Source organism: Hutsoniella sourekii ATCC 700629, assembly GCF_000518205.1.
GTDB lineage: Bacteria > Bacillota > Bacilli > Lactobacillales > Aerococcaceae > Hutsoniella > Hutsoniella sourekii.
Window position 1 is genome coordinate 75,247 of the sequence record NZ_JADD01000011.1, and the last position, 13,993, is coordinate 89,239.

15 protein-coding genes and 1 rRNA gene are annotated in these 13,993 nt (G+C 42.1%); 13 read left to right on the top strand and 3 right to left on the bottom strand.

Translation table 11 applies throughout. The features are described 5' to 3' along the window. Positions 1-41 precede the first annotated feature (41 nt). The 9 genes from T408_RS0103025 to T408_RS0103070 all read left to right on the top strand — a co-directional run bounded on the left by T408_RS0103025 (position 42) and on the right by T408_RS0103070 (position 8,393). Positions 42-278: a glutaredoxin domain-containing protein gene (locus T408_RS0103025; RefSeq protein WP_028118638.1), complete on the top strand. Its 237-nt coding sequence runs from the start codon at positions 42-44 to the stop codon at positions 276-278. Beyond that, positions 275-640, top strand: a complete 366-nt coding sequence (gene nrdI, locus T408_RS0103030; RefSeq protein ID WP_028118639.1) for a class Ib ribonucleoside-diphosphate reductase assembly flavoprotein NrdI — start codon at positions 275-277, stop codon at positions 638-640. The genes T408_RS0103025 and nrdI overlap by 4 nt, the downstream gene beginning before the upstream one ends. After that, complete coding sequence (gene nrdE / locus T408_RS10695) at positions 633-2,858, top strand: class 1b ribonucleoside-diphosphate reductase subunit alpha (protein WP_035419937.1); 2,226 nt, start codon at positions 633-635, stop codon at positions 2,856-2,858. The genes nrdI and nrdE overlap by 8 nt, the downstream gene beginning before the upstream one ends. A gap of 12 nt (positions 2,859-2,870) precedes the next feature. Continuing rightward, a complete protein-coding gene (gene nrdF, locus T408_RS0103045; protein ID WP_028118640.1) occupies positions 2,871-3,830 on the top strand; it encodes a class 1b ribonucleoside-diphosphate reductase subunit beta in 960 nt (319 codons plus the stop codon). Between the two features lie 118 nt (positions 3,831-3,948). Continuing rightward, positions 3,949-4,797 (top strand): DegV family protein, encoded by an 849-nt coding sequence (locus T408_RS0103050; RefSeq protein ID WP_028118641.1) that lies wholly within the window; start codon positions 3,949-3,951, stop codon positions 4,795-4,797. 134 nt (positions 4,798-4,931) lie between these two features. Then, positions 4,932-6,311 (top strand): bifunctional metallophosphatase/5'-nucleotidase, encoded by a 1,380-nt coding sequence (locus tag T408_RS0103055; protein ID WP_035419939.1) that lies wholly within the window; start codon positions 4,932-4,934, stop codon positions 6,309-6,311. Positions 6,312-6,323: 12 nt separating this feature from the next. Beyond that, a complete protein-coding gene (locus T408_RS11675; protein WP_051444762.1) occupies positions 6,324-6,992 on the top strand; it encodes a YutD family protein in 669 nt (222 codons plus the stop codon). 4 nt (positions 6,993-6,996) lie between these two features. After that, positions 6,997-7,770, top strand: a complete 774-nt coding sequence (locus T408_RS0103065; RefSeq protein WP_028118643.1) for a TIGR01457 family HAD-type hydrolase — start codon at positions 6,997-6,999, stop codon at positions 7,768-7,770. Then, on the top strand, positions 7,755-8,393 hold the full coding sequence (locus T408_RS0103070) for a TIGR01906 family membrane protein (protein ID WP_028118644.1): 639 nt from the start codon (positions 7,755-7,757) through the stop codon (positions 8,391-8,393). Before T408_RS0103065 ends, T408_RS0103070 begins: the two co-directional genes overlap by 16 nt. 195 nt (positions 8,394-8,588) lie before the next feature. Here T408_RS0103070 and T408_RS10705 read toward each other — a convergent pair whose 3' ends face one another. From T408_RS10705 to T408_RS0103085, 3 genes are read right to left on the bottom strand one after another with little or no spacing between them, the layout of a single operon-like run. Continuing rightward, on the bottom strand, positions 8,589-9,170 hold the full coding sequence (locus tag T408_RS10705; RefSeq protein WP_051444763.1) for a phosphatidylglycerophosphatase A family protein: 582 nt from the start codon (positions 9,168-9,170) through the stop codon (positions 8,589-8,591). A 12-nt stretch (positions 9,171-9,182) separates the two neighbouring features. Then, a complete protein-coding gene (locus T408_RS0103080; protein ID WP_035419944.1) occupies positions 9,183-10,172 on the bottom strand; it encodes an NAD(P)/FAD-dependent oxidoreductase in 990 nt (329 codons plus the stop codon). Positions 10,173-10,192: 20 nt separating this feature from the next. After that, positions 10,193-10,660, bottom strand: a complete 468-nt coding sequence (locus T408_RS0103085; protein ID WP_028118646.1) for a divergent PAP2 family protein — start codon at positions 10,658-10,660, stop codon at positions 10,193-10,195. A 149-nt stretch (positions 10,661-10,809) separates the two neighbouring features. Here T408_RS0103085 and T408_RS0103090 point away from each other — a divergent pair, with 149 nt between their 5' ends. The 4 genes from T408_RS0103090 to T408_RS0103105 form a co-directional block, all read left to right on the top strand. Then, entirely contained in the window at positions 10,810-11,397 is a 588-nt protein-coding gene (locus T408_RS0103090) for a peptidylprolyl isomerase (RefSeq protein WP_028118647.1), read from the top strand. Positions 11,398-11,408: 11 nt separating this feature from the next. Further along, positions 11,409-11,813 carry a CvfD/Ygs/GSP13 family RNA-binding post-transcriptional regulator gene (locus tag T408_RS0103095; RefSeq protein WP_028118648.1) on the top strand — a complete coding sequence of 135 codons (405 nt, stop codon included), beginning with the start codon at positions 11,409-11,411 and terminating at the stop codon, positions 11,811-11,813. 11 nt (positions 11,814-11,824) lie between these two features. Further along, positions 11,825-13,168 (top strand): glucose-6-phosphate isomerase, encoded by a 1,344-nt coding sequence (locus tag T408_RS0103100; RefSeq protein WP_028118649.1) that lies wholly within the window; start codon positions 11,825-11,827, stop codon positions 13,166-13,168. A gap of 603 nt (positions 13,169-13,771) precedes the next feature. Continuing rightward, positions 13,772-13,993 (top strand): 16S ribosomal RNA (locus tag T408_RS0103105); the annotation flags it as partial.

Genomic DNA, 13,993 nt, shown 5'->3' on the forward strand with positions numbered 1-13,993 from the left:
TTGAGCACAATATCTTGTGCTCATTTTATTGGAGGAAGAAAATGAAGAAAATTACCATTTACAGTAAAGTTGGTTGTGGCGAGTGTATGTTCACCAAGAAATTCCTTGAAAGCCATCAAGTGGATTTTGTCGAACACAACCTAACACACGAAACCGATAAAATAGACGATGTTAAACAATTAGGATTTACTAGCTTGCCAGTGGTTGTGGTAGAAGGGGAAGAACCTTTTAGTGGTTATCAACCTGATCGCTTACAAGAGATCGTGAATTCCTTATGATTGTATTCTTTTCGCTAACCGGTCAGACTAGACGTTTTGTTAAGAAGCTAGCCTGTGACCAGACGATTGAATTAAAGAGTGGCGAAGAGATACCCAAGATGACCCAGCCTTATTTACTAATTGTCCCTACCTATGTTGAAGAAGTTGTTGAAGTAGTCTTTGACTTCTTAGATCATGGGGATAACGCCTCCTATTGCAAGGGAGTTTGTGGGTCTGGTAATCGTAATTTCGCCCAGTTGTTTTGTTTTACAGCCAAAGATATTGCTGAAGATTATCACATCCCGCTTCTACATATGTTTGAGTTTCAAGGAAGCGAGAACGATGTAGCTAAAGTTGAAGAGGAGCTGAAAAAACTTGCTTAACCGTACCTTAACCGAAAAAGAAGATGTTTCTTACTTTAAACTAAATAACCAAATCAATATACCTGTAGACGGACAGATTCCCCTCTACAAAGACAAGGAAGCCGTTCGGGCTTATTTCTTGGAGAACATTAATATGAATACCGTTTTCTTCTATACCCTAGAAGAAAAGCTGGATTATCTGGTTCGGGAAGACTATATTGATGAGGCTGTTTTGCTGCAATACAAGATTAATCCCCGTGAGGAATTAGCCAAGGAAAACGAAGGAAAGAACTATGATTTTGCCTTTGTTAAAGGGCTATTCCAAAAGATTTACAAGCATAAATTCCGTTTTGAAAGCTTTATGGGCGCCTATAAATTTTACACCCAGTATGCGCTTAAGACCAATGATAACAAGAAATACTTGGAGCGCTATGAAGACCGAATTGCCTTTAATGCCTTGTATTTAGCAGCCGGTGACAAGGATTTGGCCATGGATTTAGCTGAAGAGATGATTACCCAGCGTTACCAACCCGCTACACCAACCTTCCTCAATGCCGGTAAGAAGCGCCGCGGCGAATTGGTATCTTGTTTCTTGATTGATTTTGATGATTCCATGTTATCGATCGGGCGAGGAATCAACTCAGCCCTTCAATTATCTCGTCTAGGCGGGGGAGTTGGCTGTAACTTGTCTAACTTACGAGCCGCAGGCGATCCGATCAAGAAGATCGAAAATGCTTCGTCTGGTGTAATCCCAGTAATGAAGTTGTTGGAGGATAGCTTCTCTTATAGTAATCAGTTAGGCCAACGTAATGGTGCTGGTGTGGCTTACTTGAATGTTTTCCACCCAGATATCTATGCCTTCTTGTCAACCAAGAAGGAGAACGCAGATGAGAAGATTCGTGTCAAGACCTTATCGCTAGGTTTAGTTGTACCGGATAAGTATTACGAATTAATCAAGACCAACCAGCCGATGTACCTCTTTAGTCCTTATGATGTCGAGCGTGAATACGGTCAACCTTTCTCCTATATTGACATCACTGAACATTACGACGAGATGGTAGCCAATAAGGCAATCCATAAGAAAAAGATCAATGCCCGCGAATTGGAGCAAGAAATTTCTCGTCTGCAACAAGAGTCTGGCTACCCTTACATTATTAATATCGATACCGTTAACCGGGCTAACCCGGTGGCTGGTCGAATTATTATGTCCAACTTATGTAGTGAGATCTTCCAACCGCAAGAGCCTTCCAAGCTGAATGCGGACTTATCTTATGAGGAAGTGGGAACGGATATTTCATGTAACCTAGGTTCTTCTAATATCGTTAACCTGATGGAATCGCCTGACTTTGGTCATTCCATTGAAGTAGCGGTAAGAGCTCTTACTACGGTCACCGACCAGACAGACCTTGAAGAAGTTCCAACCATCCAAAAGGGGAACGAACTTTATCACACCATCGGACTAGGAGCCATGGGACTGCATACGCAATTAGCCTTGCATCAAATCGAATACGGTTCACCTGAGTCCTTGGAGTTTGTGGATGCTTACTTTAGAACGGTTAACTACTATTCAATTCTAGCTAGCAATAAGATTGCTAGAGAACGCGAGCAAGTCTTCCATGACTTTGATCAGTCGAAGTATGCGGATGGTAGTTACTTCCAGCCTTATATTGATGAGGAATTTAACTTCCAATACGACAAAATTAAAGACTTGTTCCAGAATATTCACGTGCCAACCAGCCAAGATTGGCAAGAATTAGCTCGTAACGTTCAAGCTTTTGGTATGTATCACCGCAACCGCTTAGCGATTGCCCCTAATGGTTCCATCTCTTATATCAACGAAACGAGTGCTTCACTTCATCCAATTACTCAACGAGTAGAGCACCGCCAAGAAAAGACCGTAGGAGCAATCTTCTACCCAGCACCTTACTTATCGAATGAGACGATTGATTACTATGTCTCTGCTTATGATATGGACCAACGCAAGATCATTGATGTCTATGCAGCTGCCCAACCGCATATCGATCAAGGCATGAGTTTGACTCTGTTTATGCGGTCGGATATCCCTGAAGGTATCTATGAATGGAAGCAAGGGAAGACGACTAAGATGACAACCCGTGACTTGAATCGTCTTCGTAACTATGCCTATAGTAAAGGTATTAAGTCCTTGTACTATGTTCGTACCTTTACCGAAGACGGCGATATTATTGGAGCCAATGATTGTGAATCTTGTGTGGTATAGAAAGGAAGAATCATGACTTTTTTACATTATAAAGCGATCGATTGGAATCGAATCGAAGATGCGATTGATAAATTTACTTGGGAAAAGTTAACCTCCCAATTCTGGTTAGATACCCGGATTCCGGTTTCTAATGACTTGGATGATTGGCGTGGCTTATCGGCTGAAGAACGAGATGTAGTTAATAAAGCCTTTGGTGGCTTGACCTTATTGGATACTCTTCAATCGGAAGAAGGCGCTAATGTTATGCGTGAAGACGTGCGAACTCAACATGAAGAAGCCATTTTGAATAATATTTTATTTATGGAATCTGTTCACGCCAAGAGTTATTCAACGATCTTTATCTCCTTGAATGATAGCAAGGAGATTGATGAGATCTTCGAGTGGACCAATAATAATGAACGCCTTCAATACAAGGCTAAGGTCATTAATGACATCTACCAGAATGGTACAGCCCTTCAAAAGAAAATAGCCAGTGTATTCTTGGAATCTTTCTTGTTCTATAGTGGCTTTTATACGCCTTTATGGTACTTAGGAAATAACTTATTGCCGAACGTGGCAGAGATTATCAAACTAATTATTCGAGACGAGTCTGTTCATGGAACCTACCTCGGTTATAAGTTCCAACTCGCCTACAATGAATTAGACGAAGCGGAACAAGCAGAGATTCGGGATTGGATGTACAGCCTCTTGTTCGACTTGATGGAGAATGAGTTGGCCTATACCCATGACGTCTATGACCAAGTGGGTTGGAGTGAAGACGTTAAAATCTTTGTTAAATACAACGCCAACAAAGCCTTGCAAAACTTAGGCTTTCCTGCTTTCTTCCCTGACGGAGTAGCAGAGGATGTACACCCAGTGGTGATGAACGGTTTATCCACAGAGACTTCTAACCATGACTTCTTCTCTCAAGTAGGTTCTGGCTACTTGATGGGCGAAGTTGAGGCGATGGATGACGACGATTACGATTTCTAAGCTAGCAACCAGGGTGCGCGTATTTCTTCTAGGATGATTGAATTGCTTGTCTATATTAGCTATACTGAAGATAATAAAATGAATCTAAAATAAAAATCATCCAATTTGGAGGGAATACATGAAAAAATGGAAAATCATTGCCGACTCTGGGTCGGATATCCGTCAAGTCTCAGACTTAAATGAAGAGGTTGCTTATAGCTTTGTGCCCTTGATGTTAACAGTTGATAATGAAATTTATATCGACAATGGTGACTTATCAACCAAGGAATTTGAGACCATTCTCCAACAAGCGACTGGCGCTACATCGAGTGCTTGTCCTTCACCAGATGCATACGCAGAAGAATTTCGTGGCGCTGAGAATGTGTTTTGTGTAACGATTACAGGTAGCCTATCTGGTAGTTATAACAGTGCCCGGATGGGACGCGATATGGTCCTGGAAGAAAATCCAGACGCCAATATCTACATCCTTGACTCTCATAGTGCTAGTGGTGAAATCAACTTAATCATTGAACGTGCCTGTCAACTGGCTAATGAAGGCGTGGACTTTGATCAAATGGTTCAAGAGATTGAAGCCTATAGCCAACAAACCGACTTACGCTTCTTATTACAAAGCGTTCAGAACTTGGTCAAAAACGGGCGAGTTTCTAAGATTATGGGTCAAATGATCGGCATGTTAAATATCTTGCTTATTGGGGCTCGTACACCCGAAGGAACAATCGAGTTGGCTCATAAATCCAGAGGACTCAAACGGGGCATTCGCGCTCTAGTTGATTCTATGGTTGAATCAGGTTATAAGGGTGGTAAGGTGAGTATCACTCATGTTGAGAATAAGGAGACTGCTGATAAGATTGCTAAAGCCATCTTGGAACGCTTCCCTGAAGCCGAGATTAGTTACCACTTGTCTAGTTATTTAGTGACCTATTATGCCGAAACAGGTGGCGTTCTGGTCGGCTATGAGAAAGCTTAAATTTGAGGAACTGAGTAGGGCTAGACCTGCTCAGTTTTTGCTTTTAGATCCTTTATACTTATCGGTGATTAAGACTAGCTTGTTGCTAGTTTTTTTGTGATAATAGTAGATATCAAGTAATCGGAGGGCCCGCTATGAAGCTTCATCTTCTGCATACAAATGATTTACACGGTCATCTTGAAAATTGGCCAGTGATTCAAGCCTTTATCCAAGAGCAGCAGAATCAATTCACCCAAGCTGGAGAACAAGTCATCACCATCGATATCGGAGATGCCATGGATGCTCAGCACCCTTTGGTTGAAGCCAGTGTCGGCCAGGTGATGGTGGATTTATTTAATCAAGCGGATTATGATCTAGCAACTATTGGAAACAATGAGGGATTGAATTTCACACCTGATCAGTTAGCGGCACGCTATCAAGAGGCTGACTTTCAACTCGTGATTAGTAATCTCTTATTAGCCGAGACAGACCAGGTCCCTAAGTGGGGCCAGTTAGTTTATTACCAACCTGTCGCTTCTGGGAAAGTGGTCGCCTTTATCGGCTTAACCGCTCCTTATCCCTCCTACCATCTAAACCACTACGTCATCCAAGAGCCCCTCTACGCCTTAAGGCAGGCACTGGACCAAATCGAGCTTCGAGAAGATGTGATCGGCATTGTTTTGTTGAGTCATCTAGGTATTCAAATGGACCGCCAGATAGCCCAGGAATTCCCGCAAATTCAAGTGATTCTTGGCGGTCATACCCATCATTTACTGGTTGAAGGCGAGTGGGTGAATGAGTCTCTTCTAGCAGCTTGTGGGCGGTATGGCGACTTTGTTGGCCATGTCACCATGAATTATGATTGGGTGACCGGTCGTTGGGACTTGAAAGCGAGAGCCTATGATACGGTTCAGTTAAGGGAAGAATTTGCTATCCCCGATTCAGCGGGACAGGTCTATTTGAATCAAGGAAGACAAGCCCTCGCAGACCGGAGAATTGCCTACTCAAGTCAAGCCTATTATGCCCTAGACTTAGAAGGAGATCATTCCTTTATCCAACTGGCCCTAGAGGCAGTCGATCAGACCTTGGATTGCGACCTCGTTTTTTTGAATTCTGGTTTATTTCTCAGTGATTTACCCCAAGGTTGGATTAGTGAAAATGACCTACATGAAGCCTTACCCCATCCCATGCACCTAGCAACAGTCCGCTTAAAGGGGAGTGAATTAATAGAGTTTCTTGAGTCTGTTGACCAACAAGCCGATGACTTGAAGGATACCTTGATTAGCGGACTCGGCTTTCGAGGCAAGGTCTTTGGTGAGATCGTCTTCAAGGGCTTGGACTATCATCCGGTGATTGACCAATGGTCCATTGGCGGACAGCTGATCCAGAAAGATCAGACTTACCGGCTGGGGACCGTTGACCATTTGACCTTCTTGTCCTTCTTTCCCGTCTTGACGCGACGAGGAGAAGCGAATTTATTATTTCCAGATTTCTTAAGACACGTTGTCGCTCATTATTTGAGGCAGATTAATTGATTGGAGGAGACTATGACCAAGCAAACACAGACAAATCAAATTGACCAAGAGCTGTCCAAAGCCCTTGAAGAGCTGACCCAGAATCAGTCTGACTTGGACTATCATATTAGTCGTTTGGACGATAGCCATGTGAGTATTGAAGATCAAGACTATCAACTTGTCGCTAACTACCGCGAGGGTTTTGACTTGGAAGCTTTTAAAGGCCGTTATGATGATTATTTTTCCAAGTATGATTATATTGTTGGGGACTGGGGCCATGACCAATTAAGACTGCGGGGTTTTTATCAGATTAACTACCGCAAGGCGTCCAAGGACCGGCAGATCAATTATGTCGTTGATTATTTGAGAGAGTATTGCAACTTTGGCTGTGCTTACTTTATCCTAGGCAAAGACCAGGCGGTAGCTGAATATCCAGAAGCTCTCGACCATTACTTGAAGCAATTAGAACAGGGGCCTAGCCATAAGCCGAGTTCCAAGCGCAAGAAAAATAACAAACGCTCTGCCAAACGCAACTCCAAGCGGCCATCTGTTAAAGGTAAGAATAATGAGAGTAGCCGCTCCAACAAGCATGATCATTTCCAAATAAACACCGATAACAAAAAGAAAACCGCTCGGTCAGTGGAAACGGTCAGAACTAAAACAAAGCACAAAGGTTCCTTTATTATCAAGAAGAAAGGTTAGGTTTATGCGTAAGTACAAGGGATATTTAATTGATTTAGATGGGACAACTTATTTTGGTGGTCACCGGATTCCGACCGCTGAGACCTTTATCAAGCAATTGATTGAGCAGGAGATCCCGTTTAAGTTTGTTACCAATAATGCTACCCGCAGCAATAAAGAAATCGCACAAATGTTGCGTCAAGATTATCAATTACCGGTGGATCCAGATATGATCTATACTTCTATACAAGCTATGATTGATTATATTCATCACTTGAATCCCAAAGCCAAGTTATATGTAGTGGGAGAAGCGTCCTTGAAGCGCCAATTAGAAGAAGCAGATTTTCAACTGGTCGATGATTCGGCGGTAGATATTGTCGTCCAAGCTTTGAACCGCCAAGTAACTTATGCGGACTTGTCTCAGGCGACTCAAGCTATCTTAAATGGAGCCGAATTCCTAGTGACCAATACGGATAATCTGATTCCAACCAGTCAGGGATTACAACCCAGTTCAGGTGCTTTAACAGCTTTTATTCAGTATGCAAGCAAGAAAGAGCCGATTGTCATGGGTAAACCTCATGCTCCAATTATGGAAGGGGCCTTGGAGCAGCTTGGTTTAGCCAAGGATGAGGTCTTGATGGTAGGGGATAATTACCATACTGATATTCAAGCGGGCATTCAAGCAGGCATCGATACCTTGCTAGTTCTAACCGGCGTCACCCAGAAGGAAGAGTTGGATAGCCTGCCTATTCCTGCCACTTATGTTGTTGAAGACCTCAGTCATTGGTCACTTACATGATCACTAAGCAAGTCAAACAAGCCGGGCATTTGGTTGTTTTTATTTTGACTAGTTTATCAGTGGCGGTAATCCTTACTACCCTGGTATCACCTTGGCTTTATCACTTATTTATTAAAGGACTATCCCTAGATCAAGTGGCAGGCTTACCAGCGGGTCAACTAATGGCTAATTATCGTTATATGGTGCATTATTTACTGGATCCTTTTCAGCAGGTCTTTGAGCTTCCTGATTTTGCGAGTTCGCCGGCGGGTAAACAGCATTTTGTTGAAGTCAAGCATCTCTTTCAATTAAATGGCCTCTTATCATTGGCCTTGATCTGGTTGACGGTCTGGCTCAACCAGCGGATCAAGAAGGGGCGTTACCGCAAAACTTATCTACCTTTTTTCCAGTTTGCGGTCGTTTTACCCTTGCTGTTAATTTTTGTCATGGTCCTCGCTTTTGATCAAATTTTTATTGCCTTTCACCAGCTTTTCTTTAGAAATGATCTCTGGCTATTTGATCCGCTCTTGGATCCCATTATTACGGTGCTTCCTCAGTCTTTCTTTCTAGTGCTCTTTATAGTAGTCATTTTATTTTATGAGCTGGTCTTATTATTTATTCGTTGGTTATTTTACCGTAAATAAGACAGGGAAAATCAATTTATGCTATTGAGTCACTGTCAGTTGATCTTATCTGTAGGTATGGCAGTCATCTAAAAAAAGTCGAATATTCTTGATGTAAGGCTGGCTAGGAGTATGAACTCACTTGCTTGGCTAGCACTATCAAGAATATTCGACTTTTTTAGTTTCAACATGAGTCTATCCAGTTAGAACTTAGGCTTACTGTGCGGAGGACTCGTGGTCACAGGTTTTATTTTCGATGGATTCGTGTGGAGAAGGGTGATCACTCACTTCATCTCTAGCCGGTTGGGCATGAGCGAGGCGACTGGCGGCCGCTGCCGCTAAGGCTCCTACAATATCATCAATAAAGGTATTACAATGCTCGTCTTTGGAGTCATTCAAGCGGCCGATGATTCCGGGCTTGACCTTGTCGACGTAACCAAAGTTAGTTAAACCAATGGAACCATAGACATTAACAATAGATAAGACAAGAATTTCGTCAATGCCATAAAGGCCTTCATCGCGCATCAGGAGGTCACAGAGAATATTCGAGAACTCTCCACGTTCAGCTGCCATGTCAATTTCAATGCCCGTAATGACAGCATTTTGTACCTCACGCTTTTCAAGGACGGCATGGACATTTTTCAGACAGTCTTCCAAGGTCAAGTCCGGGATATAATCCGTTTGTAATTGATAGACAATCTCAGCGATTTCTTCCAGGGCTACCCCACGATCGGCTAATAGTTGACAAGCGTGATCGTGGAGGATGCTTTTTTTGAGTAGATTTTCTCTAGGTGTCATTCTTTTTCCTCTCTAAAATAGACTAGTTGAGTGCATGGTTGGTTGGACATTATCTGGATCAATATAGACAAGGGCGTTATTGACGGCTTGTGGTGCTTCCCCGAAACCGGATGCAATGATTTTAACTTTGCCATCGTAATTAGCAATATCTCCAACAGCATAGACACCGGCCATAGAAGTTTCTAACTTTTGGTTGACTTTAATAGCGCCACGGTCTAATTCCAAGCCCCAATGGCGAATTTCCCCAATTGAGGAAGTGAAGCCATAATTAACGATAAAGTCATCCACTTCAAGCTCTAAGGTCTCCTCCGCGCGAGCCTTCTTGAGAAGTAGTCGGTCAATTTTTCCATCTTGGCCAATCAGGTCCTCAGGCGTGTAAGGCGTTAAGATTTCGACACTTGAATCCATCAATTGTTGCACGCTTGATTCAACAGCCCGAAACTTATCACGGCGGTGGATCAGGTAGACCTTACTTGCTAGGTCTTCTAGGGTAAGAGCCCAGTCCACAGCCGAATCTCCCCCACCACAAATCGCAACGGTCTTATCTTTGAACTGTTCAATATTATTGACATAGTAGTGCAAATTGCCAGATTCGAATTGGTCGGCATGCTTGATCTTTAGTTTGCGGGGGCTGAAGGCGCCATTACCAGCGGCAATAATCACCGCACGGCTATAATGATCTTTTTGGCCGGCCTTGAGATGGAAATAATCTCCTTCTTCACCAGAGAGCTTTTCTAGGGAAGTTACTTCCTGCCCCAAGCAAATGGTTGGATCGAATCGATCCAATTGAGTGAGTAGTTGTTGACCTAAGTCCCAGCCAGAGATTTGCGGGTAGGCAGGGATATCATAGATTAATTTTTCTGGGTAAAGATGGGCGGGTTGGCCGCCAATTTCTTCTAAACTATCAATAATCTTAACTTTGGCCTGTCTTAGACCGGCATAAAAAGCGGTAAATAGCCCGACTGGGCCAGCACCAATAATTGTTATATCGTATAAATTCATTATGGTTCCTTTCTAGTAGGTTAAACAAGCATGAGTCGACTCAGGATAGCTACAAGAGCTCCTGTAATAACCCCAACAATCACTTCAGAAGGCTTGTGGCCTAAGTACTTACGAATGATCATTTCTTCGTAGCGTTTGGAGAAGGGGTCATTAGCATTACTCCTTTGTAGGTCGTCCAGGTCTTTTCGGGCTAACTTATCTAAGATAATGCCTTGTTCACCAGATTGACGACGGACACCCATGGAATCAAACATCACAATCACACCAAAGACAGTAGCAATGGCTACCAGTGGCGAATTGAAGCCATACTCCAGGATTAAGGCAGTCACCAAACTACTGACGGCAGCAGAGTGAGAACTAGGCATTCCTCCTGTTGCAGTAATGATGGATAAGTTGGCTCGATGTCGATTAAAGATAAAGGCTAGTGGGTATTTAATGACTTGTGTGACAAGGATTGCCAGTATGGAACTAATTAAGGGTACATTCATAATTGATTAACCAACCTTTGATTTTTGATAACATTCATATCATATCAAAAAACTAGCCTAATAACTATAATTCTCCATTGAATCAATTGAGAAATCTTAACAAAATAGGTACAATATGACTAAGATGAAAAAATAGTTAGGATGATTAAATGACAAATACATATCCACAATTAAACACGAGTGAACTGGAAGCCAAGGTTACACTTCATACTAACCATGGCGATATTGATTTAGCCCTATTTGAAGACCAAGCCCCATTAACAGTAAAGAATTTCTTGGATCTCAGTGAGCAAGGTTATTACGATGGTGTTATTTTCCACCGTATTATTCCTGATTTCATGATTCAAGGGGGTGACCCAACTGGTACTGGAATGGGAGGCGAGAGTATCTATGGCGACCGCTTCCAAGATGAATTCTCTCAGGAACTCTTTAACTTAAGAGGGGCCTTATCTATGGCTAATGCAGGTCCTAATACCAACGGTAGCCAATTCTTTATTGTCACAGCCAAGTATGTACCCGCTCAAATGTTAGGTCAATTAAAGGGTGCAGACTTCCCAGAAGCTATTATTGATGCCTACGGTGAATTAGGCGGAACGCCTTGGTTAGACCAACGTCACACTGTCTTTGGTCAAGTTGTCAAGGGAATGGACATTGTTGAAGCCATTGAACAAGTTGAAACGAATGCTATGGATAAGCCTTTAGAAGACGTGGTCATTGAATCTGTAACGATTCATTAGGTGGTGGTTTTTTGACCCATAATTACGAGATTGGGGACGTTCTTACAGGAGAAGTCACTGGAATTCAAAAGTATGGCATCTTTGTCAGTTTAGATAAGGACACTCAAGGATTGATTCATATATCAGAGTTCCGACATGGATATATTGATGACTTAAGTGAAGAGGTCGAAGTAGGCCAACAATTAAAAGTTAAGATCATTGATATTGATGAATTTACGCATAAGATTTCCTTGTCTTGTCGCGCCTTAATTCATCTCGATATTCCACCTTTTCCTCCTAAGAATAAGAAACCAAGAAAAAGACGACCGAAAATAGGCTTTAAAACTATTGCTAATAAGATGCCTGATTGGATTGATGAAGGAATCAATATTATCAGGAATGATCAATTTCATATTTATCAAAAAAATAAAAAATAGGAGTGATCGCTATGTCGAAAGTCAAGTTTAATTATGAAACTGCCAAGGATTTCTACCGTGACCATGAGCTAACTCAAATTGCCCCTTATATTGAATTAGCCCACCAACAATTGCACGAGAAGAAGGGACCCGGTAGTGACTTTACGGATTGGGTGGATTGGCCAGAGACTTATGACAAGGAAGAGTTTGATCGAATCAAGCGAGCAGCTGACAAAATCAAAGCGGATTCTGATATCTTAATTGTCATTGGGATTGGCGGATCTTACCTCGGTGCTAGAGCAGCAATTGAATTCCTAAATGATAGTTTCTACAATATTAAGGCTGGAGAAAAAGGTATGCCTCAAGTTATCTTTGCAGGTAATAGTATTTCTTCTTCCTACCTCCATGACCTATTGGACTTAGTTGGCGACCGTGATTTCTCAATCAATATGATCTCTAAATCAGGAACCACGACGGAACCAGCCATTGCCTTTAGAATTTTCAAGGAAAAACTTATTGAAAAATACGGTAAAGAAGAAGCCGTTAAGCGGATCTATGCGACTACGGATAAAGCGCGCGGAGCTCTTAAATCTGAAGCGGATGCGGAAGGTTATGAAAGTTTTATTATCCCAGATGGCATTGGTGGACGCTTTACGGTTCTAACGGCGGTAGGTCTACTGCCAATTGCAGTTGCCGGCGGAGACGTGGATGCCTTAATGGCAGGAGCTCGCAAGGGAATGGAAGCTTATCGTTCAGCTAAGCTAGAAGAAAATGAAGCCTACCAATATGCTGCCATGAGAAACATTCTGCACCGCAAAGGTAAAGATACTGAAATTCTAGTTAACTATGAACCAGGACTACAATACTTTGGTGAGTGGTGGAAGCAATTATATGGTGAGTCAGAAGGGAAAGACCAAAAAGGAATCTTCCCAGCGTCCGCAAACTTCTCAACTGACTTACACTCAATTGGACAAATCATTCAAGATGGCCAGAAGAATATCTTCGAGACAGTCATCAAATTGGAAAATCCACGCCATGATCTAGCTATTCCGAAGATGGATGAAGACCTAGATGGCTTGCAGTACTTAGAAGGAGAGACCGTTGACTATGTCAATACTAAGGCTTTTCAAGGAACACTACTAGCCCATACTGATGGCCAAGTTCCTAACCTCATTGTCTCTATAGAAGAAATGAACGAAGAAACACTCGGTCAGTTAATCTATTTCTTCGAGAAAGCTGTGGCCATCTCTGGTTATATCAATGGAGTGAACCCATTTGATCAACCAGGCGTTGAAGACTATAAACGGAATATGTTTGCCTTATTAGGTAAACCTGGCTTTGAAGACTTAGCAGAGGAACTCAATCAAAGACTTTAATCCATATAAATAATGACTTTAAGAGGCTTTTTAAAAAAAAGTCTCTTTTTTTTAAAAAAAGTTTGACAGAGGAGAGGTGAAGATGATATATTATTTCTTGTCGTTAAGACGACACACAAACGTCAAACAAAAACTTTTAAAAAGTTTCAAAAAATGCTTGACGGATATCACAGAAGATGATATATTAATTAGGTCGTCAAAACACGACCGATCTTCACAGAAACTTCGAAATAACTTCAAAGAAATTTAAAAATAATTTCAAAAAGTTGTTGACAAGAAAAACGGAAGATGCTATTATCTAATAAGTGCTTCAGCCGAGAGGTTAGCGCTTACAACTCAAAAAACTTTTTCAAAAAAGTTGAAAAACTTCTTGACAAAGCTTTGAAGAGTTGATAGAATATAGAGGTTGTCACTTAGGGCAACGAAAGCTCATTGAAAACTGAACAAAGACACACCAAAATGTGTAGGGAGTCACCGAAACGGTGACACAACCCGAATATAAATTCGAGACACTGGAAGCCTAACCAGTATTAAAAAATAGTCAGCAAACAAAATGAGTCATAAAAGCTCAGAAGAACTTTAGTTACTCCGGTAACTAAAACCTTTCATGAGAGTTTGATCCTGGCTCAGGACGAACGCTGGCGGCATGCCTAATACATGCAAGTCGAACGAACCGACAGAGAAACTTGTTTCTCTTGACGTGAGTGGCGGACGGGTGAGTAACACGTGGGAAACCTACCCTCTAGCGGGGGATAACTATCGGAAACGGTAGCTAATACCGCATAAACCTTAAGCTCGCATGAGTTTGAGTTGAAAGACGGCTTT